This window comes from Kribbella sp. NBC_00709, from assembly GCF_036226565.1.
GTDB lineage: Bacteria > Actinomycetota > Actinomycetes > Propionibacteriales > Kribbellaceae > Kribbella.
The window spans coordinates 8235641-8262130 of sequence record NZ_CP108996.1 but is presented as its reverse complement, the minus strand read 5'-3'; the positions used below and the strand labels follow the sequence as shown (position 1 = coordinate 8262130).

At 70.0% G+C, this 26490-nt stretch carries 27 protein-coding genes; 22 read left to right on the top strand and 5 right to left on the bottom strand.

Translation table 11 applies throughout. The annotated features are described in order from the left end of the window. Positions 1 to 15: 15 nt before the first annotated feature. From OHA18_RS40170 to OHA18_RS40105, 14 genes are all read left to right on the top strand, one after another. Entirely contained in the window at positions 16 to 648 is a 633-nt protein-coding gene (locus tag OHA18_RS40170) for a VC0807 family protein (protein ID WP_329000647.1), read from the top strand. Next, positions 649 to 900: a hypothetical protein gene (locus OHA18_RS40165; protein WP_329000646.1), complete on the top strand. Its 252-nt coding sequence runs from the start codon at positions 649 to 651 to the stop codon at positions 898 to 900. It begins immediately after the preceding gene. Positions 901 to 965: 65 nt separating this feature from the next. Further along, positions 966 to 1832 (top strand): hypothetical protein, encoded by an 867-nt coding sequence (locus tag OHA18_RS40160; RefSeq protein ID WP_329000645.1) that lies wholly within the window; start codon positions 966 to 968, stop codon positions 1830 to 1832. A 57-nt stretch (positions 1833 to 1889) separates the two neighbouring features. After that, on the top strand, positions 1890 to 3281 hold the full coding sequence (locus tag OHA18_RS40155; protein WP_329000644.1) for a replication-associated recombination protein A: 1392 nt from the start codon (positions 1890 to 1892) through the stop codon (positions 3279 to 3281). Further along, positions 3278 to 3586 (top strand): nuclear transport factor 2 family protein, encoded by a 309-nt coding sequence (locus OHA18_RS40150; RefSeq protein ID WP_329000643.1) that lies wholly within the window; start codon positions 3278 to 3280, stop codon positions 3584 to 3586. The genes OHA18_RS40155 and OHA18_RS40150 overlap by 4 nt, the downstream gene beginning before the upstream one ends. Before the next feature lie 46 nt (positions 3587 to 3632). Beyond that, positions 3633 to 4274: a hypothetical protein gene (locus OHA18_RS40145; protein WP_329000642.1), complete on the top strand. Its 642-nt coding sequence runs from the start codon at positions 3633 to 3635 to the stop codon at positions 4272 to 4274. A gap of 112 nt (positions 4275 to 4386) precedes the next feature. Continuing rightward, positions 4387 to 4797 carry a DUF948 domain-containing protein gene (locus tag OHA18_RS40140; RefSeq protein ID WP_130388436.1) on the top strand — a complete coding sequence of 137 codons (411 nt, stop codon included), beginning with the start codon at positions 4387 to 4389 and terminating at the stop codon, positions 4795 to 4797. Beyond that, on the top strand, positions 4794 to 5030 hold the full coding sequence (locus tag OHA18_RS40135) for a DUF6167 family protein (RefSeq protein ID WP_329000641.1): 237 nt from the start codon (positions 4794 to 4796) through the stop codon (positions 5028 to 5030). Before OHA18_RS40140 ends, OHA18_RS40135 begins: the two co-directional genes overlap by 4 nt. A gap of 5 nt (positions 5031 to 5035) precedes the next feature. Beyond that, on the top strand, positions 5036 to 7705 hold the full coding sequence (alaS, locus tag OHA18_RS40130; RefSeq protein WP_329000640.1) for an alanine--tRNA ligase: 2670 nt from the start codon (positions 5036 to 5038) through the stop codon (positions 7703 to 7705). A gap of 16 nt (positions 7706 to 7721) precedes the next feature. Then, a complete protein-coding gene (ruvX, locus tag OHA18_RS40125; RefSeq protein WP_329000639.1) occupies positions 7722 to 8171 on the top strand; it encodes a Holliday junction resolvase RuvX in 450 nt (149 codons plus the stop codon). An 11-nt stretch (positions 8172 to 8182) separates the two neighbouring features. After that, positions 8183 to 9370, top strand: coding sequence for an endolytic transglycosylase MltG (mltG, locus tag OHA18_RS40120; RefSeq protein WP_329000638.1), 1188 nt, complete (start codon positions 8183 to 8185; stop codon positions 9368 to 9370). A gap of 3 nt (positions 9371 to 9373) precedes the next feature. Further along, complete coding sequence (locus tag OHA18_RS40115; protein ID WP_329000637.1) at positions 9374 to 10198, top strand: shikimate dehydrogenase; 825 nt, start codon at positions 9374 to 9376, stop codon at positions 10196 to 10198. Further along, positions 10185 to 11753 carry an FAD-dependent oxidoreductase gene (locus OHA18_RS40110; RefSeq protein WP_329000636.1) on the top strand — a complete coding sequence of 523 codons (1569 nt, stop codon included), beginning with the start codon at positions 10185 to 10187 and terminating at the stop codon, positions 11751 to 11753. Before OHA18_RS40115 ends, OHA18_RS40110 begins: the two co-directional genes overlap by 14 nt. Positions 11754 to 11767: 14 nt before the next feature. Beyond that, positions 11768 to 12811 (top strand): DUF2330 domain-containing protein, encoded by a 1044-nt coding sequence (locus OHA18_RS40105; protein WP_329000635.1) that lies wholly within the window; start codon positions 11768 to 11770, stop codon positions 12809 to 12811. On the opposite strand, the gene OHA18_RS40100 is transcribed toward OHA18_RS40105, so the two are convergent. After that, positions 12804 to 13256, bottom strand: a complete 453-nt coding sequence (locus OHA18_RS40100) for a hypothetical protein (protein ID WP_329000634.1) — start codon at positions 13254 to 13256, stop codon at positions 12804 to 12806. The genes OHA18_RS40105 and OHA18_RS40100 overlap by 8 nt on opposite strands. Before the next feature lie 99 nt (positions 13257 to 13355). Between OHA18_RS40100 and OHA18_RS40095 the strand changes: the two genes are divergently transcribed. Together OHA18_RS40095 and OHA18_RS40090 are read left to right on the top strand one after the other, a co-directional pair. Next, positions 13356 to 14063 (top strand): A24 family peptidase, encoded by a 708-nt coding sequence (locus tag OHA18_RS40095; RefSeq protein WP_329000633.1) that lies wholly within the window; start codon positions 13356 to 13358, stop codon positions 14061 to 14063. 89 nt (positions 14064 to 14152) lie between these two features. Further along, positions 14153 to 15733 (top strand): FAD-binding protein, encoded by a 1581-nt coding sequence (locus OHA18_RS40090; RefSeq protein WP_329000632.1) that lies wholly within the window; start codon positions 14153 to 14155, stop codon positions 15731 to 15733. A gap of 3 nt (positions 15734 to 15736) precedes the next feature. Here the strand turns inward: OHA18_RS40090 and OHA18_RS40085 are convergent, their stop codons facing one another. Continuing rightward, positions 15737 to 16843 (bottom strand): ADP-ribosylglycohydrolase family protein, encoded by a 1107-nt coding sequence (locus OHA18_RS40085; RefSeq protein ID WP_329000631.1) that lies wholly within the window; start codon positions 16841 to 16843, stop codon positions 15737 to 15739. 124 nt (positions 16844 to 16967) lie between these two features. On the opposite strand from OHA18_RS40085, the gene OHA18_RS40080 reads away from it, so the two are divergent. From OHA18_RS40080 to OHA18_RS40060, 5 genes are all read left to right on the top strand, one after another. Beyond that, a complete protein-coding gene (locus OHA18_RS40080; RefSeq protein ID WP_329000630.1) occupies positions 16968 to 17168 on the top strand; it encodes a hypothetical protein in 201 nt (66 codons plus the stop codon). 43 nt (positions 17169 to 17211) lie between these two features. Beyond that, positions 17212 to 18411, top strand: a complete 1200-nt coding sequence (gene aroC, locus OHA18_RS40075; RefSeq protein ID WP_329000629.1) for a chorismate synthase — start codon at positions 17212 to 17214, stop codon at positions 18409 to 18411. Further along, a complete protein-coding gene (locus OHA18_RS40070; RefSeq protein ID WP_329000628.1) occupies positions 18408 to 18908 on the top strand; it encodes a shikimate kinase in 501 nt (166 codons plus the stop codon). Before aroC ends, OHA18_RS40070 begins: the two co-directional genes overlap by 4 nt. Then, on the top strand, positions 18905 to 20005 hold the full coding sequence (gene aroB / locus OHA18_RS40065) for a 3-dehydroquinate synthase (RefSeq protein WP_329000627.1): 1101 nt from the start codon (positions 18905 to 18907) through the stop codon (positions 20003 to 20005). The genes OHA18_RS40070 and aroB overlap by 4 nt, the downstream gene beginning before the upstream one ends. 1101 nt (positions 20006 to 21106) lie before the next feature. Further along, positions 21107 to 22198, top strand: coding sequence for a Gfo/Idh/MocA family protein (locus OHA18_RS40060; RefSeq protein WP_329000626.1), 1092 nt, complete (start codon positions 21107 to 21109; stop codon positions 22196 to 22198). On the opposite strand, the gene OHA18_RS40055 is transcribed toward OHA18_RS40060, so the two are convergent. The 3 genes from OHA18_RS40055 to OHA18_RS40045 are packed head-to-tail and all read right to left on the bottom strand — an operon-like array spanning position 22195 to position 25834. Continuing rightward, positions 22195 to 23181: a hypothetical protein gene (locus tag OHA18_RS40055; protein ID WP_329000625.1), complete on the bottom strand. Its 987-nt coding sequence runs from the start codon at positions 23179 to 23181 to the stop codon at positions 22195 to 22197. The genes OHA18_RS40060 and OHA18_RS40055 overlap by 4 nt on opposite strands. After that, positions 23178 to 23783: an RNA polymerase sigma factor gene (locus OHA18_RS40050; protein WP_329000624.1), complete on the bottom strand. Its 606-nt coding sequence runs from the start codon at positions 23781 to 23783 to the stop codon at positions 23178 to 23180. The genes OHA18_RS40055 and OHA18_RS40050 overlap by 4 nt, the downstream gene beginning before the upstream one ends. A gap of 47 nt (positions 23784 to 23830) precedes the next feature. Continuing rightward, positions 23831 to 25834 (bottom strand): HelD family protein, encoded by a 2004-nt coding sequence (locus OHA18_RS40045; protein WP_329000623.1) that lies wholly within the window; start codon positions 25832 to 25834, stop codon positions 23831 to 23833. A 58-nt stretch (positions 25835 to 25892) separates the two neighbouring features. On the opposite strand from OHA18_RS40045, the gene OHA18_RS40040 reads away from it, so the two are divergent. Next, complete coding sequence (locus OHA18_RS40040; RefSeq protein WP_329000622.1) at positions 25893 to 26480, top strand: TetR family transcriptional regulator; 588 nt, start codon at positions 25893 to 25895, stop codon at positions 26478 to 26480. Positions 26481 to 26490 lie beyond the last annotated feature (10 nt).

The following is a 26490-nucleotide window of genomic DNA, read 5'->3' as shown; positions in this document are numbered from 1 at the left end:
CCTGATTCTCTGGTCATGCCCCGCACGCGCAAGACCCCTTGGCTCCTGATCGTCGACATCGGTATCCCGCTCGCGCTGTACTACGGCCTGAAGGCCCTCGGCGTGAGCGACCTGACCGCATTGCTCGCGGGCGTGATCCCAGGACTGATCAGTTCCGCGGTCTCGCTGGTGCGCGAGCGCCGTACGGACCTGGTCGGCATGGCGGTCGTCCTGAGCATGGTGGGGAGCGCGGTCGTCGCAGTACTGGGTGGCGACGCGCGCCTGCTCCTCGTCCGCAACGCCTGGATCAGCCTGCCGTTCGCCGGCATCACCCTGTGGTCGCTCCGGCACCCGCGGCCCCTGACCTACACCGTTACCCAGGCGATCATGCCGCGCCGGGCCGCCGTGATGGACCAGCTCTGGGAGACGAACGAGCGGTTCCGCGACGCCTGGAAGTGGATCACCGTGTGCTGGGGGATCGCATCGATCGTCGACGCGATCCTGCGCGTCGTCCTCTCCTACACACTCCCGATCTCCGTCGTCCCCGCGACCGACCCGGTAATCACCGTCCTGACCATCGTTGCGCTGCAGGTCCCCACGCAGGTTCTGCTCCGCCGCAGCGGCACTTGGCACCTCGTCTTCGCCCCTCGGCGTCCTACAGTCGTTTGAGTGACGGACGACACAATTTCGCAAGGGCGCATGCGTGAGTTCCTGGACTCCGGTGCGGCGACGCCGATGCTTGCCGGCACCGAGGTCGGTCCGACCTTGTACGCCGGCCGCTGGTGGTACGTCCCGGTCGAAGCCGCGGAGGACGCCGACTACCAGCCGGCGGACCCGGAGAAGTCCGAGGCGTTCGACAGCCTCCGGCGCCGGGCGGAGGCCGTCGAGCGGGTAGAGGCCGAGCTGGACGGCCGGCAATGACTCCGCGGGGCGAGCCTCGGGATCCCAGCCGCGACGAGCTTGCCGCGGCCCGGCAGGTGGTGGGCATGTTCGCCACCGAGGCCCTACTGGCGCTCGACCGGTACGAGCGGTCCTTCCCGGCGACGGCGACCGGCCAGGCGCGGCAGACGGCGGACCGGCTCGCGTACTGGTGGCGCCGCCTCGAGCTGGACGGCGTACGCCTGGATCCGGAGGGCACGGACGCCGAACAGATCCTGGTGGCGGCGGCCGATCTGTCCCTCGACCCGGAGAACGAGTGGGGTCTGAGCCTCGAAGAGGCGTCCGCCCAGGCGGTGAACCGGGCCGCGATGGAGGGCCGGACGATGCCGGTCACGAGTGTCGCGGACCTCCGCAAGGACTTCGACGACGCGTACGGCGAGCGTGTGGACCTGCCGGTCCGGGCCGACGACTGGCTCGCGCAGTCCCTGACCCGGGTGGCCCGCGCGAGTGTGCTGCGGGATGTGATCGCGGAGGGCGCACAAGTCCGGGTGAGCGCGCCGCTGCGCCAGACCGCTGACGAGATGGTCCGCCAGGGCAGGCAGTTGATGGACGACCGCCTCGACCTGGCCCGGGGCCAGGAGACGCCGATCAACCGGCGCGCAGCCTTCATGCAGCAGGCGAGGCTCACGTCGGCGTACGCCCTGTACAGCCTGGGCGTGGATTTCACCGGGGCGCCGCTCTGGGCCGATCTGGCGCTCAAGGCGCCCGCGTTCGCGCTGTACTTGAAGGAGAGCAGGGACGCCTGGCGAGACCACAGTCATGCTGTCGAGTCCAGGCTCGATCCCGCGCAGGCCCAGCTCCGGTCGGTCCGCAACGACCTCATCGGCACCCTCGGCACAGACCCGCCCGCCACTCGCCGCGACAACCGGGTACTCCGGAACGCCGCCAACCGGCGCCCCGGACCGGACCGCTGACACCGGCCGGCCGGGCGTCCCGGCAGAGTTGTCGGTGCCGCTGGTTAGGCTTCGGGGGTGAGTGACGGCTTGTTCGATCTTCCGGGTGCGCCCGCGCCGGCCCGTGGTGGCGGGAGTTTGGCGGATGCGGATCACACGGCGGCTCCGCTGGCCGTGCGGATGCGGCCGCGGAGTCTGGACGAGCTCGTCGGGCAGCAGCATCTGCTCGCGCCGGGCTCACCGCTGCGGCGACTGGTCGAGGGGGACCAGCCGATGTCGCTGCTGCTGTGGGGTCCTCCCGGGACCGGCAAGACGACGATCGCCGCGGTGGTGTCGCACCAGACCAACCGGAAGTTCGTCGAACTGTCGGCGGTGACCGCCGGTGTGAAGGACGTTCGGCAGGTGATCGACGGTGCTCGTCGCGACCTGTCCCGGGCGACCGGCACGGTCGAGACCGTCTTGTTCATCGACGAGGTGCACCGGTTCACCAAGGCACAGCAGGACGCGCTCCTGCCGGGCGTGGAGAACCGTTGGGTGACCCTCGTCGCCGCGACCACGGAGAACCCGTTCTTCTCGGTGATCTCGCCGCTGCTGTCCCGCAGTCTGCTGCTCACGCTCGAGTCGCTCACCGACGACGACATCGCCGTGCTGCTCGACCGTGCGCTCGCCGACGAGCGCGGGCTGAACGACGAGTTCGAGCTGGCGCCGGACGCCCGGGACCACCTGCTCCGGATGGCCGGCGGAGATGCGCGCCGGGCGCTCACATACCTGGAAGCCGCAGCCGGCGGAGCCCGCGCCAAGCAAGCCGGGCAAGCAGGTCAGGCCGGGCCCGCACTGATCGATCTCAAGACGTTGGAGACTGCGGTTGATCGGGCCGCGGTGCGGTACGACCGGGCCGGCGATCAGCATTACGACGTCGCGTCGGCGTTGATCAAGTCGATCCGGGGCTCGGACGTGGACGCGTCCATGCACTACCTGGCCCGGATGATCGAGGCGGGGGAGGACCCGCGGTTCATCGCCCGGCGCCTGGTGATCTCCGCGAGCGAAGACATCGGCATGGGCGACCCGACCGCGCTCGGCGTCGCGGTCGCCGCGGCCGAGGCGGTGCAGCTGATCGGCATGCCGGAAGCGCGGATCAACCTCGCCCAGGCCGTCGTGGCGCTCGCGCTCGCACCGAAGTCCAACGCGGTGATCATGGCCGTCGACGCCGCCATCGCGGACGTGAAGGCGGGCAAGGTCGGGCCGGTTCCTCCGCATCTGCGCGACGCGCACTACGCTGGCGCCAAGAAGATCGGCCACGGCTCGTCGTACGAGTACTCGCACAACGACCCACGCGGCGTCGTGCCGCAGCAGTACGCCCCGGACGTGATCGACGGCACCGACTACTACAACCCCACCCGGCGCGGCGGCGAGGCGGCGTACGCCGATCGGGTCGCGGCGATCCGGAAGATCCTGCGGGACCGGAAGTGAGCCGGACCGCCGATCATGTCGCCGCCTTCAACCAGGCGGTCACGACCGGCGACTGGGACAGCTTCGCCGAGCGGTTCGCCGTCGACGCGACGATGCGATTCGTCGCCATTCCGGTCGGCCCGTTCGAAGGTCGGACGGCTATCGCCGCGGCGTACAAGGAAAATCCGCCGGCCGAGACCATGACGCTGATCGCGGACGGCGACGAACTGGCGCGTTTCCGCTGGTCGGGCGGTGGCACGGGCTCGATGGAGCTCGACTGGGCACCGGACGGGACCGTTCAGGCACTCACGGTGAGCTTCGATTGAAGCGTTCGAGTCGGTAGGCTCCCTTTCGGCCTGGGGGCGAAAGGTTTTGTGTTGTGAGGCAGTCCAGTCCGAAGCACATCCGTCGACGTACTCCCGTCCTGAAGTTGACCGTCGGGGCAGCAGTTCTGGTTCTGGTGGCAGGTGCGCTGTTCCTGATGCCGTTCAGGTCGCACGAGACGGCGACGACCCAGGCCGTGCCCTCGTCCGCTCCGAGCCTGACCACTCCGAGCGTCGGTCGGTCGCAAGGTACGTCGAGGTCGACTACGAGACCGGCGCTTCCGGTCGGGAAGCCGTTGATCCCGATCCTGAGCCCGTCGGCCACCCCGAGCGAGCCCGCGCCGCCCTGGTCGGCGCCGGAGCCCAGCCCGACGCGATCCGCGACCGAGGACCCGACGACAGCAGCACCGTCGACTCCGGCCAAGCCGAGCCCGAGCACGACCCCGCCGACCTCGTCACCGACGAAGCCGGCAAGCCCACCACCGTCAAGCCCGCCACCCTCAAGCCCGACACCGACGAGTCCACCACCGGCAAGCCCGCCACCGGCGACGCCGACGACGCCGACGAGTCCTACGACGCCGAGCCCGACACCCTCCGAAACCCCTGCCACGCCAGCAACACCGAGTCCGTCCGAACCGACCGCGACGGAGGTGTCACCGACCGGGTGAGCCGGTTTGGTGGGCGACTGTGATGTGAGGGATGGTGTCCTGGAGCGGAGTGCGGTATGGCCGCGCGATAGGGTCGAGCGTCCATACGTCACATGAGGTCACAACGGGCTCGCTACGGGAAGGTGGATCGTTTCCATGAGCGTCGGTGAAGTCGCGGGGCTGATAGCTGCCTGCGCGCTGCTCATCCTGGTAGGCCTGCTGGCTTATCCGATCCTGAAGCTGGGCAAGGTCTTCGACGAGACCCGGATCATGGTGAAGGGCGTCTCCGACTCCAGCGTCCCGCTGCTCGGCGAGGTGACCACCACCGTGGCGACCACGAACGCCCAACTGGCGAAGGTGGACACGATCACCGACAACGCCACGACGGTGACGACCAACGCGGCCGCGCTGATGTCGTTGTTCTCGGCCACTGCCGGCGGCCCGCTGGTGAAGGCGGCCGCCTTCACGTACGGCGTGCGCCGCGCGCTCGGTGAGCAGCAGCGCAAGGACGTCAGCCGCCGGGTCAAGGAAGAGATGAAGGCCGAGCGGAAGGCGCGGAAGCGGTGAAGCGGATCATCTGGCTGATCATCGGGATCGCCGTCGGCGTGTACGCCGTCACCCGGCTGAAGAAGCGCGCGAAGGTGCTCGCCCCGGAGGGTATGCAGGAGTCCGCGGCCAAGCTGGCCGCCGCGGTCCGGCACTTCGGCGACCAGGTCCGCGAGGGCATGGCCGAGCGGGAGACCGAGCTGCGCGACGCGCTGGGCATCGAGACCGCAAACGATCGTGAGGACTACCGGTAACACCCATGGAAACCAGTGAGATCAGGCGGCGGTTCCTGCAGTACTTCGAGGACCGGGGCCACACCGTGGTGCCGAGCGCGCCGCTGCCGTCGCCGGACCCGAACCTGCTGTTCAACGTGGCCGGCATGGCCCAGTTCGTCCCGTACTTCGTCGGCCAGCAGACGCCGCCGTACGACCGGGCGACCAGCGTGCAGAAGTGCGTCCGCACCCTCGACATCGAAGAGGTCGGCAAGACCACCCGGCACGGCACGTTCTTCCAGATGAACGGCAACTTCTCCTTCGGCGACTACTTCAAGGAGAAGGCCATCGAGTACGCCTGGGAGCTGGTCACCAAGCCCCAGAACGAAGGCGGCTACGGCTTCGACGAGTCCGTGCTCTACGCCTCGGTGTACTACGAGGACGACGAGGCGATCGACATCTGGAAGCGGGTCGCGGGACTGCCCGACGACCGGATCGTCCGGCTCGGCATGAAGGACAACTTCTGGTCGATGGGCATCCCGGGTCCGTGCGGCCCGTGCTCGGAGATCCTGATCGACCGTGGCCCGGAGTTCGGCGCTGACCGGGACTGGGAGGCGGGCGACCGCTACCTGGAGTTCTGGAACCTGGTCTTCATGCAGAACATCCGCGGTGAGGGCGGCGGCAAGGACGGCTACGAGATCCTCGGCGAGCTGCCGAAGAAGAACATCGACACCGGTCTCGGCCTGGAGCGGGTCGCGTACCTGCTGCAGGGCGTCGACAACATGTACGAGATCGACGAGATCTACCCGGTGATCGAGCGGGCGTCCGAGCTCAGCGGCCGCAAGTACGGCGTCGAGCACGTCGACGACGTCCGGTTCCGCGTGGTCGCGGACCACGTCCGCAGTGCGCTGATGCTGATCGGCGACGGCGTCACCCCGGGCAACGAGCAGGGCGGGTACGTCCTGCGCCGGCTGCTCCGCCGGGCGATCCGCTCGATGCGGCTGCTGGGCTACGAGGACCCGAGCCTGGTCGAGCTGCTGCCGGTCAGCCTCGAGCAGATGAAGAAGTCCTACCCGGAGCTGGTGCCCGACTTCGGCCGGATCAGCCAGGTCGCGTACGCCGAGGAAGAGGCGTTCCGGCGGACTCTCACGGCTGGGACGAGCATCTTCGACGTCGCGGTCAAGGAGACCAAGGCGGGCGGTGCGCACCAGCTCGAGGGCGCGAAGGCGTTCCAGCTGCACGACACCTACGGCTTCCCGATCGACCTGACCGTCGAGATGGCCGCCGAGCAGGGCCTGAACGTCGACACCGAAGGCTTCCGCTCGCTGATGAAGGAGCAGCGCGAGCGCGCCAAGGCCGACGCCCGCGCGAAGAAGGCTGGTCACGCCGACACCTCCGGGTACCGCGAGCTGCGCGAGAAGGGCGTCACCGAGTTCACGGGGTACTCCGAGCTTGCCAGCGACTCGCAGGTCCGCGGACTGCTCCGTGAGGGCGCGGTCGCGCCGTTCGCCGAGCAGGGCGAGACCGTCGAGGTCGTGCTGGAGAAGACCCCGTTCTACGCGGAGTCCGGCGGCCAGATCGCCGACGAGGGCCTGATCGTCGCCGACGGCGTGAAGTTGAAGGTGCTCGACGTGCAGCGCCCGGTCAAGGGCCTGATCGTGCACAAGGTCGAGATCCTCGAGGGCGTAGTGCGCCCCGGCCTGGACGTGCACGCCGCGGTCGACCACGAGTGGCGGGTCTCGGCCTGCCAGGCGCACTCCGGCACGCATGTGGTGCACGCCGCGCTGCGCCAGGTGCTCGGCCCGAACGCGTTGCAGAGCGGTTCGTACAACAAGCCCGGCTACCTGCGGCTCGACTTCGCGTGGTCGTCGGCGCTGGACCCGTCGACCCGTTCGGAGATCGAAGAGGTCGCGAACCTCGCCGTCCGGAAGGACCTTCCGGTGTCGGCGCAGTACATGACGCTGCCGGAGGCGCGGGAGTGGGGCGCGCTGGCGCTGTTCGGCGAGACGTACGACGAGCAGGTGCGCGTGGTGGAGATCGGCGGCCCGTGGTCGCGTGAGCTCTGTGGTGGCACGCACGTGAAGCACTCCTCGCAGGTCGGCGCGGTGACGGTGACCGGCGAGTCGTCGGTCGGCGCCGGCGTCCGGCGGATCGAGGCGTTCGTCGGCATGGAGGCGCTGCACTACCTCGGCCGCGAGCGGGCCCTGGTCCGGCTGCTCAGCGAGAACCTGAAGACCCGCCCGGAGGAGCTGCCGGCGAAGGTCGCGGACCTGGCCGAGCGGCTGCGCGCGGCCGAGAAGGAGCTCGAGCGGGTCCGGGCCGCGCAGGTCCTCGAGGCCGCCGGCGAGCTGTCGAAGAACCCGAAGGACGTCTTCGGCGTCCAGTACGTCGGCCACCGCGCTCCCGACGGCGTGAACGGCGGGGACCTGCGCAAGCTGGCCCTCGACATTCGCGGCCGGATGGCGACCGACAAGCCGGCCGTGATCGCCGTACTGAGTGTGAACGACGGTAAGCCCGGTGTGGTGATCGCACTCAACGACATGGCTCGCGAATGGCGGCTCAAGGCCGGTGACCTGGTTCGGGTCGCGGCCGAGAAGCTCGGTGGTCGCGGCGGTGGCAAGGACGACGTCGCGCAGGGTGGCGGCACGGACCCGGCCGGCGCCGACGAGGCGCTGGCAGCGGTCGAGCACACCGTCGGCCACCAGGTCACGGGTTGATCCAGGACCCCCGGCGATGAGACGTGGCGTGCGGATCGCGCTCGATATCGGCGATGCCCGGATCGGCGTCGCCAGCAGCGATCCGCACGGAATCCTGGCCACGCCTGTGGAAACCGTCCGGCGAGGGCCCGGGGATCTGGATAGGATCGCCGCACTCGCCGCCGAACTGGAGGCGTTCGAGATCGTGGTCGGGCTGCCGCGCTCCCTGTCCGGGGGCGAGGGGCCGGCCGCGGTGAAGATCCGGGAGACGGCGGAGCAGGTGCTGGACAAGGTGCGCGAGGGAACGACGATGCGGCTGGTGGACGAGCGGTTCACCACCGTCACCGCCGAACGCATGCTGCGGGAACGGGGAAAGAAAGGCGCCAAGCGGCGCGCGGTGGTCGACCAGGCCGCGGCGGTCGTGATTCTGCAACATGCGCTCGACCTCGAGCGCGAGACCGGTAACCCACCCGGGAGACCCCTGTGAACGGACCATCGGTGGATGAAGATCTCAACGAGGGCGAGGAGCAGCGCGACGACCTGGGCAGCGGCCTCGGTCTGCGGGCCGAGTCCCGCGTCGAGCGGCGCGCCAATCGCCGCCGGGCCCGCAGCCGCCGGGCGTTCGGCTGCTTCGCCGGCCTGGTATCGCTGATCGTCGTCGGCGCGATCGTGGCCGGCGCCGTGGTCGGCTTCGGCAAGGGCAAGGACGCGCTGGAAGGCGTGTTCTCCGCGCCCGACTACGACGGGCAGGGCACCGGCACGGTGCTGGTGGAGATCACCAAGGGCCAGGCCGTCTCGTCGATCGCGGACACCCTGGAGAAGAAGGAAGTCGTGAAGAGCGCCCGCGCGTTCGAGCGGGTGGCCCGCGACGACGCGCGTTCGCTGCAGATCCAGGCCGCGACGTACACGCTGCGCAAGCACATGTCCGCGAAGGCCGCGCTCGCGCTGATGCTGGACACGAACGCGTCGGTCAAGGTGATGCGCGTCAGCGTCCCGGCCGGGAAGACCAAGGCCGAGGTCTCGGTGACCCTGCAGACCAAGCTCAAGCTGCCCTCCGGCCAGGCCGCGAACGCGCTCGCGCATCCGGCGACGCTCGGGTTGCCGTCCTACGCCAACGGCAACCCCGAGGGCTTCCTGTACCCGGCGACCTACGACGTGCCGAAGAACGCGAACGCGACCACGATGCTCAAGCTGATGACCGCGAAGTACGCGAGTATCGCGGCACAGCTCAACCTGGTGAAGGCCGCGGAGCACAAGAAGGTGGATCCGTACCAGGTCGTGATCGTGGCCAGCATCATCGCCGCCGAGACGAACCGGAAAGAGGACTACCCGAAGGTCGCGCGGGTGATCTACAACCGGCTCGCGCGCGGGCAGCGGCTGCAGATGGACTCGACCATCCACTACGTCGTCGGCAAGGACGGCGGGGTGTTCACCACGCCCGCGCAGCGGCAGATGATCTCGCCGTACAACACGTACAAGAACGCGGGCCTGCCGCCGACGCCGATCAACTCGCCGAACGTCGACACCTTGCGCGCGGCGCTCAACCCGGCGCAGGGCTCCTGGCTGTACTTCACGCTGGTCAACCTGGACACCGGCGAGACCGCGTTCGCCAGCACCCCCGAGGAGCACCAGGCGAACGTGAAGAAGCTCCAGACCTGGTGCCAGGCCCACACGGGGAAGTGCTGAGTTGTGACCCGTTGTGCCGTCCTGGGGTCGCCGATCGCGCATTCGTTGTCGCCGGCCATGCATCGGGCCGCGTACGCCGCGCTCGGCCTGGACTGGCGGTACGACGCCTTCGAGGTCGAGGAGGACGAGCTCCGGGGATTCGTGGCGTCCCTCGGTGACGACGTCCGCGGCCTGTCGTTGACGATGCCGTTGAAGCGGGTCGCGCTCGACCTGGTCGACACCGTCGATCCGGTCGCGGAGCTCATCGGCGCGGCGAACACGATGCTGTTCGAGCCGGACGGATCACGGTCGGCCCACAACACCGACGTACCGGGGCTGGTGAACGCTTTCGCCGAGCAAGGCATCACGGCGGCGGAGACAGCGGTCGTGATCGGCGGCGGGGCGACTGCGGCCTCGACGCTGGCGGCCCTGCGTGGCATGAAGGTCACCGAGGTGACCGTCGTCGTCCGGGATGTCGCGAAGGCCGAGCGGTTGCTGGACCTCGCGGCGGAGCTGGGACTCCGGACCTCGGTCGCGGACTTCTCGCAGGTCGAGCAGATCGGCGGCTTCGACCTGTGCGTGTCGACCCTGCCCGGTGGCGCGGTCGACCCGTGGGCCGAGCATTTCGCGGCGGTGGCTCCGGTGGTGTTCGACGTGGCGTACCACCCGTGGCCGACCCGGCTCGCGATCGCGGCGCACCGGATCGGTACAGAGCTGTTGAACGGACTTGATCTGCTCGTGCATCAGGCGACCCTCCAGGTGGAGATGATGACGGGTAGGTCGCCGGCTCCTCTGGCGGCCATGAGGACGGCCGCTCGTGAGGAGTTGGGGGATCGTGAGCCTGCTTGACCGCCGGACGGTTCTGAAGGCCAGCGGGGCCGTTGCTGCTGTCGGACTGGCCGGATGCGGCGACGCGAAGGACAACGCCGGCGGGACGACGAGCCCCACGCAGACGCCGACCACGTCCACGCCGAGCACCACCGCTCCCACCACGACAGCCCCGAGTAGCTCAGCCGCGTCGACGACCACGACGCCCAGCAGCACCCCGACCAGCTCGGCGCCGACCGGGACCTCGGCCGCGCCGAACTGGAACACCTTCTCCCGATCGCTGACGGGCAAGGTCTACCTGCCCTCGACCTCGGGGTACGCCGCCGCGCATCAGCTGTTCAACCCGCGCTGGGACAGCGTCCGCCCGACCGCTGTCGTGAAGGCCGCGAACCCCGCCGACGTGCAGAAGGCGATCAACTTCGCCCGCGACAACAAGCTCGTGCTCGTGCCGAAGAGCGGCGGCCACTCGTACGTCGGTGCGTCGACCATCAGCAACGGGATGCAACTCGACGTCGGCGCGATCCGCGGCATGAGCTACTCGAACGGCGTGCTCACCGTCGGCGCCGGCGCCCGGCTGTACGACGTCCATGCGTTCCTCGACCGGTACGGGCGTTCGCTGCCGACCGGGACCTGCCCGACCGTCGGCGTCGCCGGCCTGACGCTCGGCGGCGGGATGGGCATCCACACCCGCACGTTCGGGCTGACCTGCGACCGGGTCGTGTCGATGGGCGTGTTCACCGCGGACGGGAAGTCGCACAACGTCAGCGCGACCGTCGAGCCCGATCTGTTCTGGGCGTTGCGCGGCAGCGGCGGCGGCAACCTCGGCGTGGTCACGTCGTTCCGGTTCGCCACCATCCCGGCGACCAAGCTCGGGTTCTTCCGGCTCACCTGGCCCGAGTCGCAGGCGGCGGCCGTCGTCCGCGGCTGGCAGAAGTTCGCCCAGACCGCGGCGGCGACCGCCTGGGGCAACCTGCACATAGATGCCCAGAGCAACGGAACGCTGTCGATCCACGTGCTCGGCGTCTCCACCACCGGCAACGCGAACGCGGCGGCCGCGCAGCTCGAGTCGTTCGTCGGCGCGAAGGCGTCGGCGCGGACCATCACCGTCAAGTCGCACCTGGAAGCGGTGAAGTACCTCGGCGGCGGTACGACCAGTCCGCGGCAGGGATTCCTCGCGGGTTCCGACGTACTCAAGGGCCCGATGGATGCGGCGACGATCACCGCGCTGCTCGGCGCGGTGAAGGCGGCCGCGCGGGCCAGGACACCGGCGTCGGCGATCCTCGACCCGCTCGGCGGGCAGGCCGCGAAGCAGCCGGCCGGTGGGGCGTCGTGGCCGTGGCGGAGCGCGCTGGGGACGATCCAGTGGTACTCGTCCGCGCAGAACACGGGCGCGCAGACCTTCATCGCCAACGGTCACCGTGCGGTCCGGGCCGCCTCGGCCGGTGCCTACGTCAACTATCTCGAGGCCGGCCGGGCAGTGAGTTCGTACTACGGCGCGAGCTCGGCCGAGCTCCAGGCCGCCAAGAAGAAATACGACCCGGGCAACTTCTTCCACACGCCGTACACCCTTGTCTAGCTAGTGTTCCGCCCGTGAAGCTTTGGCGGGTAGTGGCGGGTGTGCTGGCGGTCGGATTCATCGCGGCCGGGGTGACGCCCGCGTGGGCGTGCGCGTGCGGCGGTTACCTGCCGGACGCCCAGTCGCAGGCCCGTGCGTACGGCGAGACCGCGCTGGTCCAGCACGCGGGCGGCACCGAGAAGATCACGCTCTCGATGGCGATCAACGGCTCGTCGAAGAAGGCGGCCTGGATCATGCCGGTTCCGGCCGCGGCCAAGGTCGAGCTGGGCGACGACGAGCTGTTCTACCGGCTCGACCGGCTGACCCGGCCGAAGGTCGTGTACCGAAAGACGTACTGGCCGTTCCGCGGCCTCGGGATCATGGGCAACCGCAGCGGCCTGGCCGGCGAGGCGGCCCCCGGGTCCGCCGTGAACGTCCGCCAGCAGATGATCCTCGGGCCGTTCGCGGTCGCGCGCCTCACCGGCTCGACCGGGACTGCGGTCACGGACTGGCTGCGCACGAACGGGTACGTCGTACCGGCGACACTGGCCGCGAACCTCACGCCGTACCTGACCGAGAAGTGGGAGATCGTGGCGGTGAAGCTCGCGCCCAAGCGGGACGGCGAGAGCCTGAGCGGGGCGACGCCGCCGTTGCGGCTGACGTTCGCGTCGGAGCGGATCGTGTACCCGATGCGGCTGAGTAAGGGCGCCACCACCGCCCAGACGGTCACGGTGTACGTCGCGGCCGAGCACCGGGTCGACGCCACCGAGCTGCCGGATGCGGCGGTGACGCCCGAGCTGCTGTTCGCCGGCCGGGTCGAGGACGTCGCGCTGGCCAAGCCGGCCGACTACCTGACCGCGTACACGGCGACCTATCGCGATCCGGGCCGGATCACCGACGACTTCACGTTCGCGCCGGCCGCGACCGACGCCGAGTACCAGCGGGTCGAGGTCATCACCGAGAACGACGGCTTCTGGAGCACGATCGGCGTCCTCTTCGGCGGCCTGCTGCTGATCGGCGTCGGCGCCGCGGTGATCGCCCGGATCCTGGTACGGCGCGCCCGGGCCGGGCTCAGCTGACGAAGTCGATGCGGTGGTCGTGGTCGGCGAAGGTGAAGGTGTCGCCGGCGCGCAGGCCCTCGACGGCCGCGTAGATCGGTGCGTCGGTCGAGATCCCCTCGTACGTCGCGCCGTCGCACTCGAATGCGGCGGCGACCACGCCGACGACGTACCGGTCGCCGTCGAACCCGATGATCGCGCCCGGCCCGACCTCGCTCCGCGGCCCGAAGTCAAGCTTCTCGATCCCGCTCAGGATGCCCGCCTGCCGCTGCTCCCGGTCCTCGAACAGCCCGCCGAGATCACCGGCCTGGGAAGCCTGCGACTGGTCGTCGACCGAGAACGACGAGTCCTGATCCAGCTTCGCCGCCGAATCCTCCCGCGACACGTCACCCCTGGCCGCTTGCAGCTCGGCCTCGACCTGCCGCAGCAGCGCGTCCTTCACCCGGCTCTTGTCCATGCCATCCATCGGCAGTCCTTCCAGAGATGACCCTTTCCATCACACTCCCACACTCTTGTCCACAGGGCTTGCGAAGTGGCGGCCCGGAATCGTCTAGGCTCCTGGATCGTGCCGGCCGACAACGCGTTGCTCGCTGCGGGGATCGGGGTGGTCGTCTGCGGTCCCGCAGCGGCCGTCCTCGGCCCGTGGCTGATGCGCCGCATCCCCGAGCCGGTGCTGGAGGAAGGCGAGACCAAGGTCCCGTACGCCTCGGTGGCCGGTCGGCGAGCGGCGTACTGGTGCGGCGGGCTCGCCGCGGTCGCCGGCGGACTGCTGGGCTGGATGCTCGGGATGGACGCAGTGCTGCCCGCGTGGCTCGTGCTGGCGGTCGCCGGGGCGGTGCTCGGGTACATCGACGCCAGGACGCGATTCCTGCCCTCGGTGATCATCTGGCCGACGTACGTGGTCGTCGGGGCCGGGTTGCTGGCCGCGGCGGTGGCGACGGGGGAGTGGGGGTCGTTGCGCCGGGCAGTGATCGCCGGGGCGATCGGGTTCGCGGTGTTCTACGTGCTGTGGTTCGCGTTCCCGCGGGGCGTCGGGTTCGGCGATGTGCGGTTGTCGGGGCTCCTCGGGCTGGCGCTCGGCTGGCTGGGCTGGGGACAGTTCGTGTCCGGTCTGTACGGCGGGTTCTTCCTCGGCGCGATCGTCGGGATCGCGTTGATCGCCGGCCGGGTGATGACGCGCAAGCAGATGGTCCCGTTCGGGCCGTTCATGCTGGTCGGGGCGTTGGCCGGAGTACTGCTCGGTGCGCCGCTGGAGCGGCTGTACGCCGGATAGGGGATCCCGGCACTCCACCAGATGGTTGATGTGCGGGCACCGCCCGCCTTCCTAGGGTCGAGGTAATCGAACTCTCGGGAGGGAAATCAATGCCAGTCAGTCGTCGTGGTCTCTTGGCCGGGACCGCAGTCGCGGGTGCGGCGCTCGCCGTGCCAGGTACTGCGTCCGCCGTGACCACCACCGCCCGCAGCGACAGGATCGGCCCGAACGACGCGCGGTACCAGGACCTCGTCCAGCGCGGCCAGAACCGGCGATTCATCGGCAAGCCGCAGTACGCGCGGGTGATCCGGTCGACCGAGGACGCCGTCGCGGCTGTCCAGGAGGCGGTCCGCAGCGGCAAGCGGATCGCGGTCCGGAGCGGTGGACACTGCTTCGAGGATTTCGTCGACAGCAGCGACATCGAGGTGCTGCTGGACATGTCGACGTACGACGCGGTGACGTGGGACCCGCAGTACAAGGCGTTCTCGATCGGCGCCGGCGCGACCCTCGAGACCGTCTACAAGGAGCTGTTCTACGGCTGGGGCCTGACCGTCCCGGCCGGCGGCTGCCTCGGGGTCGGTGCGGGCGGTCACTTCAGCGGCGGCGGGTACGGTCCGCTGTCGCGCAAGTACGGCTCCGTCGTCGACCACCTGTACGGCGTGGAGATCGTGGTTGTCGACGCCCGGGGTCGGGCGCGGTCGGTGGTTGCGACCCGCGACAACGCGAACAGTGACCTGTGGTGGGCGCACACCGGTGGTGGCGGTGGGAACTTCGGCGTCGTCACCCGGTACCTGATGCGGTCCGCCGGGGCCTCCGGCCGGACCGCGAGCGAGTCGTTGCCCAAGGCACCGGCCGCGCTACGGTCGACCATCCTGCTGTACGACTGGTCGAAAACCACGCAGGCCGACTTCGCGCGGACGGTGCGGAACTGGTTCGACTTCTTCGAGCAGCACAACACCGCGGACTCGCCGTACTCGACGCTCTACGCGCCGTTCATCCTCACCCACAACAGCGCCGGGCAGTTCCTGCTGTCGACCCAGATCGACGCGGCGGTGCCGGGCTCGGAGCAGCTGATGAACGCGTTCAACGCGGCGATGGTCGCCGGGGTGGACGTGAAGCCGCAGGTGGTCGACCTCGGCGTGGGGCCGTTCCTGCAGATGACGATCCAGCGGTCGATCGCTGACACGCCGGATCCGGGACGCGGGAAGTACAAGGCTGGGTATCTGAAGAAGGGGTACACCGACGAGCAGATCCTGGCCATCTACCGCGGGCTGACGGACTCGGCGTACAAGGGTCCGCAGTCGTCGCTGCTGCTGGTCCCGTACGGCGGGAAGGTGAACACCGTTCCGTCGACTGCGACCGCCTCCGCACAGCGTGACGTGGTCGGCAAGATGGTGCTCACGGCGTCGTGGGAGACCGCGACCGACGACGACATGCACCTGGCCTGGGCGCGAAAGGTCTATGGCGAGATCTACCGCGAGACGGGCGGCGCTCCGGTCCCGAACGCGACGAACGCCGGCTCGTACATCAACTACCCGGACACCGATCTGGCCGACCCCGCGTACAACAAGTCCGGGGTCCCGTGGCACGACCTGTACTACCTGGGCAACTACCCGCGGCTGCAGCAGATCAAGTCGAAGTGGGACCCGCGCAACGTGTTCCACCACAAGCTCTCGATCGAGCCGCAGTAGCTCTCACCAGCCGGGGTAGCGGGTGGTCCACGTGGTGTGTGGACCGTAGTCGCCGTGCAGGCGCTTGCCCTGGGTGAACTCCAGCGCGAAGTCGTCGGCGAGTTGGAGGATGACAGGACGGCCCTCGACGGTGAAGACGAGCTCTGCGGGGAGAGCCGTCTCGCCGTGGAGGGCGCCGAGGATGTTGCCGCAGATCGCGCCGGTGGAATCGCTGTCGCCGGAATGCGTGACGGCCAGGGACAGCGCGTCCAGGAACTGCTCGGGCTCCGGGTAGGCGAGCGCTGCGAAGACCGCGATCGCCAGCGCTTCCTCGGCGATCCAGCCGCCGCCGAGGCGCTCGACCGTGACCGGTCCGGCGGGTGCTGTCTTGGCCAGATGCCGCGCGAACGAGAGCGCAGTACTGGTCTCCTCGTGGCCCTCGTGCTGGGTCAGGAGGCTGGTCGTCTTTGACAGCGCGTCGTCCAGGCCGGCGCCGTTGCACAGCTCACGGATGATCGCGGCGAGTGCCCCGGACGCGAGCTTTCCGGTCGGGTGACCGTGCGTGTACCCGGCGGCCGTCGCGGCCGAGTCGAAGATCCAGTCGGCCGGGAAGTAGTCCGGCAGCAGCCCGAACGGCGCGACCCGCATCACCCCGCCGCATCCTTTGGAGTCGTTCACCGCCTCCGCGCCGTACTGCGGGATCCGCGGCTCGCCCTTGCGGGCCTCGGTCAGCGCGGACAGGCAGGTGTTGCCCGGCGCGCGACGGGCGTACAGCCACTGCTCGCCCTGCAGCCAACCGTCCAGCTCGCCGCTCGGTCCCGGCAGCGTCTGCGTGTCCAGCCACCGGTCGTACGCATGCTGTACGACGGCCACGGTGAACCCGAGTCCGCGGTCGGTCCGCACGTTCGCCCGGATCAGCCCCTCCACCGTGAACAGCGTCATCTGGGTGTCATCGGTGATGGTCCCCGGCGGCCAGCCGTCACCTCCAGCGACGAAGGCCCGTACGCCGTCCGGGTACTTCGCGACGATCGACCGACCGTCGTCGAACTCCACCGGCCCGCCCAGCGCGTCGCCGATCGCACCACCCAGCAAGCACCCACGCACCCGTGCCCGCCACATCTCCTCACTCATGACAGGACCCTATCGGGGGTGGTGCCAGCGCTACCCCCAAGACGGGTTCCAAGGCCAGTTCGCCAAGCCTTCCCAGCTTCTACGGTCGTTGGTATAAGGAACCGACCGTTCAAGGGAGCGCAGCATGACCCCCGCATTCCGTCGTACCGCCGGGCGCCTGGCAGTGGCGGCGCTCGCCACCACCGCCCTCACGGGCGCCGCGATCGCCGGCGGTCAGGCAGCCGGCGCCACCACCAGCTGCGACGAGTCCCCGATCATCAAAACCTTCGACGTGGTCCTCTCCGTCCGCGACGGCCTCACCCAGGACACCCAGACCTGCCGCTGAGACCGCTGTCCGGGGGATGAGCCGGGCGTGAAAGAATCCTGGCATGCTGCGCTGGCTTACCGCCGGCGAGTCGCACGGACAAGCGCTCGTCGCCGTACTTGAAGGTCTTCCCGCGGGGGTCGAGGTCACGACTGATGACGTGGCCGACGCCCTGGCTCGTCGACGGCTCGGCTACGGCCGGGGCGCCCGGATGAAGTTCGAGCGGGACGAGGTGACGTTCCTCGGTGGCTTCCGGCACGGGCTCACGCTCGGCAGCCCGGTCGCGATCCAGGTCGGCAACACCGAGTGGCCGAAGTGGGAGCAGGTGATGAGCGCGGATCCGGTCGACGAGGAGACGCTGGCCGGCCTGGCCCGCAACGCTCCGCTGACCCGCCCGCGGCCCGGCCACGCCGACCTGGCCGGCATGCAGAAGTACGGGTTCGACGAGGCCCGTCCGGTGCTCGAGCGCGCCAGTGCCCGCGAGACCGCCGCCCGGGTCGCCCTCGGCGAGGTCGCGGCCCGCTTCCTCCGCCAGTCGTACGGCGTGACGATCGTCAGCCACGTCGTCGAGCTCGGCACGGTCAAGGCGCCGTACGGCGTGATCCCGGCGTACGGCGATGTCGCCAAGCTGGACGCGGATCCGGTCCGCTGCCTGGACCCGGACGCGAGCAAGCAGATGGTCGCCGAGATCGACGCCGCGCAGAAGGCCGGCGACACGCTCGGCGGCGTGGTCGAGGTCGTCGTCGACGGTCTCCCGCCGGGGCTCGGCAGCTACGTGCACTGGGACCGGCGGCTGGATTCGAAGCTGGCCGGTGCGTTGATGGGCATCCAGGCGATCAAGGGCGTCGAGCTCGGCGACGGGTTCGAGCTCGCGCGGACGCCGGGTTCGAAGGCGCACGACGAGATCGTGGCCGAAGACGGCGCGGTCCGGCGTACCAGCGGTCGCTCGGGCGGCACCGAGGGCGGCATGAGCACGGGCGAGACGCTCCGGGTCCGCGCCGCGATGAAGCCGATCGCAACCGTTCCGCGGGCGTTGCGGACGATCGACACCTCGACCGGTGAGGCGGCGGCCGCGCACCACCAGCGCTCGGACGTCTGCGCCGTACCGGCGGCGGGGATCGTCGCCGAGGCGATGGTCGCGCTGGTGCTGGCCGACGTCGCGCTGGAGAAGTTCGGCGGCGACTCGGTGACGGAGACCGCGCGCAACCACCAGGCGTACCTGGCGAACCTGCCGACGACGATCGCCCCGCGGGAGTGGGAGTGAGCCCGGTCGTCGTCCTGGTCGGGCCGCCGGGATCGGGCAAGTCCACGATCGCTGCGCTGCTGGCCGAGCGGTTGAAGGCCACGCACCGCGACACCGACGCCGACATCGAGGCCGGCGCGGGCAAGCCGATCTCGGAGATCTTCGTCGACGAGGGCGAGCCGCACTTCCGCGAGCTGGAGCGGGCCGCGATCGTCGCGGCGCTGAAGGACGACGGCGAGGTGCTGTCGCTCGGCGGTGGCGCGATCCTGGACGCCGCGACCCGCGCTGACCTGGCCGGTCACACCGTCGTCTACCTCGATGTCAGCCTCGGCGAGGCGTCCAGGCGGGTCGGCCTCAGCGTTGCCCGGCCGCTGCTGCTCGGCAACGTCCGCACCCAGCTCCGCAACCTGATGGAAGCCCGTCGCCCGCTGTACGCCGAGGTCGCCAAGCTGACCGTGACCACCGACAGCAAGACGCCGGAGCAGATCGCCGACGAAATCCTGGAGCACCTGACGTGACGGATCAGCCGACCAGGATCCGGGTTGCCGCGGCCGCGCCGTACGACGTTGTCATTGGCAACAATCTGCTGGACGAGCTGCCGGCGCTGCTGGGGGAGGGGGTGCAGCGGGTTGCGGTGATCCATCCGCGCGCGCTGCGGTCCACCGGTGACGCGATCCGCGACGACCTGACCGGCTCCGGGTTCACGGCGCACGCGATCGAGATCCCGGATGCGGAGGAGGCCAAGACCGCCGAGGTGCTGGCGTACTGCTGGTCGGTGCTCGGCCAGGCCGGTTTCACCCGGTCGGATGCGGTCGTGAGCGTCGGCGGCGGCACGACGACCGACCTGGCCGGCTTCGTCGCGGCGACCTGGTTGCGCGGCGTGAAGGTCGTGCACATCCCGACCACGCTGCTCGGCATGGTCGACGCGGCAGTCGGCGGCAAGACCGGGATCAACACCGCCGAGGGCAAGAACCTGGTCGGCGCGTTCTGGGAGCCGGCTGGCGTCCTCTGCGACCTGGCCGCGCTCGAGACCCTGCCGTTGAACGACTACGTGAGTGGCCTCGCCGAGGTCGTGAAGTGCGGGTTCATCGCCGACCCGGTGATCCTCGACCTGGTCGAGAAGGACCCGGCCGGCGCCACGAGTCCGTCGTACGGCGCGACCGAGGAGCTGATCGCCCGGTCCATCCAGGTGAAGGCCGACACGGTCGGCGCGGACCTGCGCGAGCGGACCACGACCGTCGGCGGCCAGATCGGCCGCGAGGCGCTGAACTACGGGCACACCCTCGGCCACGCGATCGAGCGCGTCGAGCGGTACAAGTGGCGCCACGGCGCCGCGATCAGCATCGGCATGGTGTTCGTCGCCGAGCTCGCCCGCGCCGCCGGCCGCCTCGACGACGCGACGGCCGACCGCCACCGCGCCGTACTCGAATCTCTCGGCCTCCCGGTGACCTACCGCGCCGACGCCTGGCCGCACCTGCACGACGCAATGAAGCTCGACAAGAAGACCCGCGCCGACCGCCTCCGCTTCGTCATCCTCGACGCCCTGGCCAAGCCGACGATCCTCGAGGCACCCGACCCGAGCCTGCTGATCGCGGCATACGGCGAAATCAGCTAACTCCCACACCCACCGCCTCCTGTCCCAACCCACCGCTTCCTGTCCCAACCCACCGGTTCGTGTCTCAGCCCACCGCTTCCTGTCCCAGCCCACCGGTTCGTGGCGCGGCCCACCGGTTCGTGGCGCGGCCCACCGGTTCGTGGCGCGGCCCACCGGTTCTTGTCCCAGCCCACCGGTTCGTGTCTCAGCCCACCGCTTCTTGTCCCAGCCCACCGGTTCGTGGCGCGGCCCACCGGTTCTTGTCCCAGCCCACCGGTTCGTGGCGCGGCCCACCGGTTCTTGTCCCAGCCCACCGGTTCGTGTCTCAGCCCACCGCTTCCTGTCCCAGCCCACCGGTTCGTGGCGCGGCCGGGCCCTCTGTGCGCCGCAGCCGATCCGCCTCTGGTGACCTGAGACAGGTTGTTGTGGCCGGAGCCCTGTTATTTCAGGTCCCAGGCCACCGGTTCATGTCTCAGGCCACCGGTTCTTGTCCCAGCCCACCGGTTCATGTCTCAGGCCACCGGTTCTTGTCCCAGCCCACCGGGTGCCCCGAGCTCCACCCAGACCGCAGCCTGTGGTCGAACGTCGGTTGAGTCCGCCGAGTCGTGGATTCAGGTCCGAAATCGGTCCGATCTACGACCTCGATCCACGACTCGACGATCTCGGCAACGACAATTCGCCACGACTCGGCGGTCCTGACGACCGGCCGCGGTACGACGCAATTCGATCAGCCGCCCCTGCAACGCCGGGTCCGCTCGACGCCGAGCTCACCCGCATCGGTTCCGGCAGTGCCCGTACGGCGGCCACGACTCAGCGAGATCGGCTGACCGCGCCTGCCCCGGACCCAGCATCAATCCCGCGTCCGTCTCAGGGGTCAACCCCTGAGACGGACGGTTGCCTCCCGAGAATCTGCGTGCGCAACCGGCCAGGTCAGGGGTTGACCCCTCAAACGTCCCCGGGGCGAACGGTCAGCCCGCCGGTCAGCCCGCCGGGCAGCCCCGCGGGCAGGTCCGGTGATGCCGGCAGGTCCGCTGACCGGATGTGGTCAGATGCCGGGCGGAGGGTTGTGGAACCGGCGGCGTGGCGCAGAGGATGGAAAGCCCCTCGGAAAGGGCTTTCCATATGAGTAAGCAGAGGATTGCGATCGTTGGTACCGGCGGGATCGCCGGCTCGCACGCCCGGGCCGTGACGGCGCTGGCGGATCGGGCCGAGCTGGTCGCGGCAGTCGATGTCGACCTGGATCGGGCCAAGGAGTTCGCCGCCCAGTGGAACATTCCGGCGACGTACCCGAGCCTGACCGACCTGCTCGCGGCCGATCGCGTCGACCTGGTCCACCTGTGTACCCCGCCGAACTCGCACGTCCCGCTCGCCGTGGAGTGCCTGGCCGCGGACGTCGACGTGTACATGGAGAAGCCGCCGACGCTGTCGCTGGACGAGTTCGACACGCTGGTGGCGGCGGAGGAGAAGTCGTCGGCGCAGGTGGCATGCGTGTTCCAGCACCGCTTCGGATCGGGTGCGGTCCGGCTCCGGCAGTTGCTGGCCGACGGCGTGCTCGGCCGGCCGTTGGTTGCCCTGTGCAACACCGTCTGGTACCGCGACGACGCGTACTTCGCGGTGCCGTGGCGCGGCACGTTCGACGTCGAGGGCGGCGGGCCGACGATGGGGCACGGGATCCACCAGTACGACCTGCTGCTGTCGATCCTCGGCCCGTGGGAGAAGGTCACCGCGCTCGCGGCCCGGCAGGCCCGCCCGACGCAGACCGAGGATGTCTCGCTGGCGCTGGTGACCTTCGAGAACGGCGCGGTCGCCTCGGTGGTCAACTCGCTGGTATCCGCCCGTCAGACGTCCCAGCTGCGGTTCGACTGCCAGAACGCGACCGTCGAGCTGGAGCACCTGTACGGCTACAAGAACCCCGACTGGACCGTCACGCCGGCTCCCGGTCACGAGGTGATCGCCGACGCCTGGTCCGCGGACCTCCCCGACGTACCGAGCGGCCACACCGCTCAACTGGCCGCGATACTGGACGCCAGGGCGGCGGGCGAACCGACCCCGGTCACTCTCGCCGAGGCCCGCAACACGCTCGAACTGGCGGCCGCCATCTACGCCTCGGCCTTCACCGACAAGCCGATCCGTCGCGGCGAACTCGCCCACGGCACGCCGTACGCCGAACGCATGGGCGGCCCCGGCGCGCCGTGGGATCTCCCAGGGAGCTAGTTGAAATCGAGCTCGCCCTGGGGCGCGCCCGGCAGGCGGACGACCTTGCCGCGGTCGACCCGGGTGGTGCCGGGACTCGCGGTGAGGCGTCCGCCCTTGATGCCGGCGGGCGCGTCGAGAAGCTCGCCGTTGGGCCCGAGGACCTGCGTTTCGACCCGGACCTCCTCGCCCAGCCGGAGCGCCGCCGATCGGTCCCAGGAGCGGAGGAAAACCAGCCCGTCGACGGGTTCCGCGACGAACCACGGGCCGGTTCGGCCGCGGACAACCCAGCGCTGGCGCATGCTCGCGACCCGGTCGTCCACCCGGTACCAGCCGTCTCTGGCGAGCTGGTCCGGCAGCCGGTCGAAGTCGACGAAGGCCCAGGTCGCCCCGGTGCCCTCCGCGGGTGCGGCCGGGTGGGTCGCGTCGGTTACCGGGAGAACGGTCTTGTTCTCGGCGGCGACGGCCGGATCGCCTCCCACGATGCTCGTGGTCATCATCGAACCGTTGCCGACGCACGCGTACTGCAGGCCGTTGGGGCTGGTGAAGGCGATGGTGTCCTCGGTCCGCTGGACTCCCCAGGTGCGGACCTTGATGCCGTGGGAGATCGCCGTGGGCCGGTGCGGACCTTCTTGCGGGGCGATACAGGACTGCGCGGCCTGGGCCTTCTGCGCTGCCGTCAGCGAACCGGCGTTCAGGTCGATCTCGGCCGCCGGACGTTGTTTCGGCGTAGTCGGCGTAGTCGGCGTGGTCGGCGTGGTCGGCGTGGTCGGCTCAACAGATGCCGGGGCCCCGTCGGCCGGTGACGGCGCAGACGCGTCGTGGCGGGTGGCGGCGACGAGGATGCCGCCGGCGACCAGGGCGACGGCCGCGGCGGCGCCGACCGGCACCAGCCAGCCCTGGCGGCGTCGGCCGGTCGCGGGCGCGGTCGTGTCGGAGAGAATGCGCTCGAGGATCTCTGCTTTGCCGGGGAGTGGCCGTTCGGCCGGTGGCAGGGTCTTCATGACTGGCCTTCCGTGCTGAGATCGAGAAGGCCGGCGAGGCTGCTGCGGGCTCTGGCCAGCCGGGACTTGACGGTTCCTTCCGGGATGCCGAGCGCACGTGCGGCCTCGGCCATCGAGCATTCCGACCACACCACCAGTTCGACGACCTCGCGCTGTTTCAGTGGGAGCCGTTCGAGAACCCGGCGGATGTCGCTCATCGCGCGTTCGTCGTCGATCCGGTCGGCCGTCGCGGTCGAGTGGTCCGGCTCGGCACTTCCGGCGGCGTCGACCAGCTCGATGCGCTGCCGCAGTGCGGTCTGCCGTCGCGACGAGCGGAGTAGGTTGCCGCACTCATGGCCGGCCATCACGAGCAGCAGCGGCCGTGCCGAGTCCAAGGTCAGCGCCTCGACCTGACCGGACCGTGCTCGCCGCCAGAGCGCGGCGAAGGTCGCCTGTACGACGTCCTCGGCGAGCGACCAGGACGCCGTACGCCGGAACGCGAAGTTGTACACGGCGTCGCTGTGCTGGTGGAACAGCTCGGACAAGGCCTGCTCGTCGGCGTGCCGTAGCCGGTCCCAGAGCACGCGGTCCCGCGTCACCACCTGCCCGGGTTCCTTGGGCATCACCACTCCTGGCATTCGTGGACTCATACCTGGGAAGAGTCCGGCAGTCACCCCAGGAGTTCGGTCGGCAAGGGACGAGTGTGCAGGACGTCGAGCCGGGACACCGCCCGGGTCAGGACAACATAGAGCCGGTTCAGGCCGCGGGGCTCCGAGGCGACGATGTCGGCCGGCTCGACCGCGATCACGTGGTCGTACTCGAGGCCCTTCGCCAGGCTCGCCGGTACGACGGCCACCCGGCCGTCGCCGTCGGCCGGGACCACCTCGATCCCGGCCGCCTTCAAACCGTCGGCCAGGGCTGCGACCTGGTGGTCGGCGGCGATGACGCCGATCGAGCCCTCGGCAGAGAGCGCTCTCTGAACGTTCTCGACACATCCGGCCGGCAGATCGTCGACCTGCCTGATCGTCAGCTCGCCGTCGGAGCGGAACGAGGTGGTGGCGGGGACGCCTACCCCGAGCGCGGTGAGCAAGCGGTTCGCCAGCTCGACCACGACCGCCGGCACGCGGAACCCGGTGCTCAGGGCAACGATCTCCGCCGACGGTTGGCCGAGGTGGGCGAGCTGTGCCGGCCAGTCGGTCGCGGCCCAGGCCGTCGTACCTTGCGCCAGATCGCCGAGCACGGTGATCGAGTTGTGCTCGCTCCTGCGGGCGATCGCCCGGCATTGCATGGGGGAGAGGTCCTGTGCTTCGTCGACGATCACATGGCCGTACGCCGGAGAGCGCTCCAGCAACGCGCTCGCCTCGTCGAGCAGCACGGCGTCGGCGGCCGTCCATCGTGCACTCTTCGCCTTGCGCGGCCGAGACCAGCTGATGGCCTGCCGCTCCGCCGCGCTCAGGATGCCGTCGGCCGCTGGGCCGGGATCGCTTAGCACATCGGCCAGCACCTCGTCGGCCTTCAGATTCGGCCACACCGCCTCGACGTCGGCCATCACCGCACGCGCCATCCGGCGCAGCCAGACGCCGTTGCAGTTCTGCCCGCGTGCCTCGGCCTGCCGTTGGAGCGCGGCGACGATCCGCGCGATCACCCGCTCGCGTCCGGTCAGGTACGTCGTCGCATCAGCCTCGGCTTCGACCACCATCTCCGCGAACTCGTGCTGGTTGACGCGCCACTTGTACGACTCGTCACTCACCACGACGGCCCGCTCCGGTCGACCGATCCGCGCGTACACCGCCTTCCGCAGTACCTCGGCCATCCGTACGTCGTGCTTGACCTCGGCAGCTTCCGAGGAGTCCGTCGCGCGAACCTCACGATCCAGCAGCTGCTCGATCGTCGTCTGCTCGACGTCCACCTCGCCCAGCGTCGGCAGCACGGCGGAGATGTAGTGCAGGAACGCGCGGTTCGGCCCGAGCACCAGTACGCCGTTTCGCGTCAGCCGGGACCGGTACGCGTAGAGGAGGTACGCCGCCCGGTGCAGGCCGACCGCTGTCTTCCCGGTCCCTGGTGCGCCTTGCACGCAGACCGAGACGTCGAGGTCCGTCCGCACCAGCGTGTCCTGTTCGGGCTGGATCGTGGCGACGATGTCCCGCATCGGGCCGACCCGGGCGCGCTCGATCTCACGGCGTACCAAGTCACTTCCACCCGACGGCGAGCCGGTCAGGAGGTGCTCGTCCTCGAAGCTCGTCAGCAGCTGACCGGACCAGCCGAACCGGCGGCGGGTCTCGATACCGCGCGGCTCGATCGCCGACGCCTGGTAGAACGCGGCCGACACCGGCGCGCGCCAGTCGATCACCATCGGCGGCCGGCCGATCGCGTCCGAGATGTGCCGCCGCCCGAGGTAGTAGGTCTGCCGGCTGTGCTCGCCGGCGCCGGCGCCGGCGCCGGCGTCCGAGTCCGCGTCGCCGTACGCGATCACGCCGAAGAACGGCGGATTGTGGCCCTCCTCGCCCATGTCCCGGGCGAGCGTCTTCAGATAGAAGCCCAGTCGCTCGGCCGTGTAGCGGTCGCCCCAGGTGTGCTCGCCGACCGCCACGTTCTCCCGCGCGCCGGCGACCATCCGCCGCAGCGCCTCCCGGCAGCGCTCGGCGTACTCGCGCTCCGACGTCAGATCCCGCATCCACCCCTCCACGAAAAGATTAACCCGGTCAATCTTTTGCCTAGGTTAACATGAGCCGGTGACCGGACTTCGCGAGCGCAAGAAGCAGCAGACGCACGACGCCTTGTCCGAGGCGGCCATCGCGCTGTTCCTCGAACGAGGCTTCGACGAGGTCTCGGTGACCGACATCGCCGAGGCGGCGAACGTCTCCAAGCCGACGCTGTTCAAGTACTTCCCGACCAAGCAGGACCTCGTCCTGCACCGGATCTCCGACCACCGGCACGAGTCCGCGCGAGTGGTCGCGGCTGCCGGGGTCCCGCCGGTCCAGGCGCTCCGTGAGCACTTCCTCGCCGGGCTGACCGCCCGCGACCCGATCACCGGCTTGAACGACCATCCGCAGGTCCTCGCCTATTACCGGCTCGTCTTCACCACTCCCGCGCTGGCGACGGGGCTCCACCAGTTCATGGACGACGACGAGGGCGCCCTCGCGGAAGCCATCGGCGGCGATCTCGCGGGCGAGCTCCTGGCGGCCCAGGCGGTGTCGGTCCAGCGCGTGCTGTCCCGCCGCAACTGGGCGGCCATGAGCGCGGGCCGGCGCGCCGCCGACCGTTACCTGGACGCGGTGACCGAAGCGGAAACGGCCTTCGACGGCCTGCCGCTAGGGTGAGCGTTGTGAC

What these genes read in the sequence shown, in the direction of transcription:
- OHA18_RS40085 (WP_329000631.1), bottom strand. Translation starts at nt 16,843, where the DNA reads ATGAGTGAGGAGATGTGGCGGGCACGGGTGCGTGGGTGCTTGCTGGGT.
- OHA18_RS40090 (WP_329000632.1), top strand. Translation starts at nt 14,153, where the DNA reads ATGCCAGTCAGTCGTCGTGGTCTCTTGGCCGGGACCGCAGTCGCGGGT.
- OHA18_RS40170 (WP_329000647.1), top strand. Translation starts at nt 16, where the DNA reads ATGCCCCGCACGCGCAAGACCCCTTGGCTCCTGATCGTCGACATCGGT.
- OHA18_RS40080 (WP_329000630.1), top strand. Translation starts at nt 16,968, where the DNA reads ATGACCCCCGCATTCCGTCGTACCGCCGGGCGCCTGGCAGTGGCGGCG.
- OHA18_RS40100 (WP_329000634.1), bottom strand. Translation starts at nt 13,256, where the DNA reads ATGGATGGCATGGACAAGAGCCGGGTGAAGGACGCGCTGCTGCGGCAG.
- ruvX (WP_329000639.1), top strand. Translation starts at nt 7,722, where the DNA reads ATGAGACGTGGCGTGCGGATCGCGCTCGATATCGGCGATGCCCGGATC.
- OHA18_RS40055 (WP_329000625.1), bottom strand. Translation starts at nt 23,181, where the DNA reads ATGAAGACCCTGCCACCGGCCGAACGGCCACTCCCCGGCAAAGCAGAG.
- OHA18_RS40140 (WP_130388436.1), top strand. Translation starts at nt 4,387, where the DNA reads ATGAGCGTCGGTGAAGTCGCGGGGCTGATAGCTGCCTGCGCGCTGCTC.
- OHA18_RS40050 (WP_329000624.1), bottom strand. Translation starts at nt 23,783, where the DNA reads ATGCCCAAGGAACCCGGGCAGGTGGTGACGCGGGACCGCGTGCTCTGG.
- OHA18_RS40060 (WP_329000626.1), top strand. Translation starts at nt 21,107, where the DNA reads ATGAGTAAGCAGAGGATTGCGATCGTTGGTACCGGCGGGATCGCCGGC.
- alaS (WP_329000640.1), top strand. Translation starts at nt 5,036, where the DNA reads ATGGAAACCAGTGAGATCAGGCGGCGGTTCCTGCAGTACTTCGAGGAC.
- OHA18_RS40160 (WP_329000645.1), top strand. Translation starts at nt 966, where the DNA reads ATGTTCGCCACCGAGGCCCTACTGGCGCTCGACCGGTACGAGCGGTCC.
- OHA18_RS40045 (WP_329000623.1), bottom strand. Translation starts at nt 25,834, where the DNA reads ATGCGGGATCTGACGTCGGAGCGCGAGTACGCCGAGCGCTGCCGGGAG.
- aroC (WP_329000629.1), top strand. Translation starts at nt 17,212, where the DNA reads ATGCTGCGCTGGCTTACCGCCGGCGAGTCGCACGGACAAGCGCTCGTC.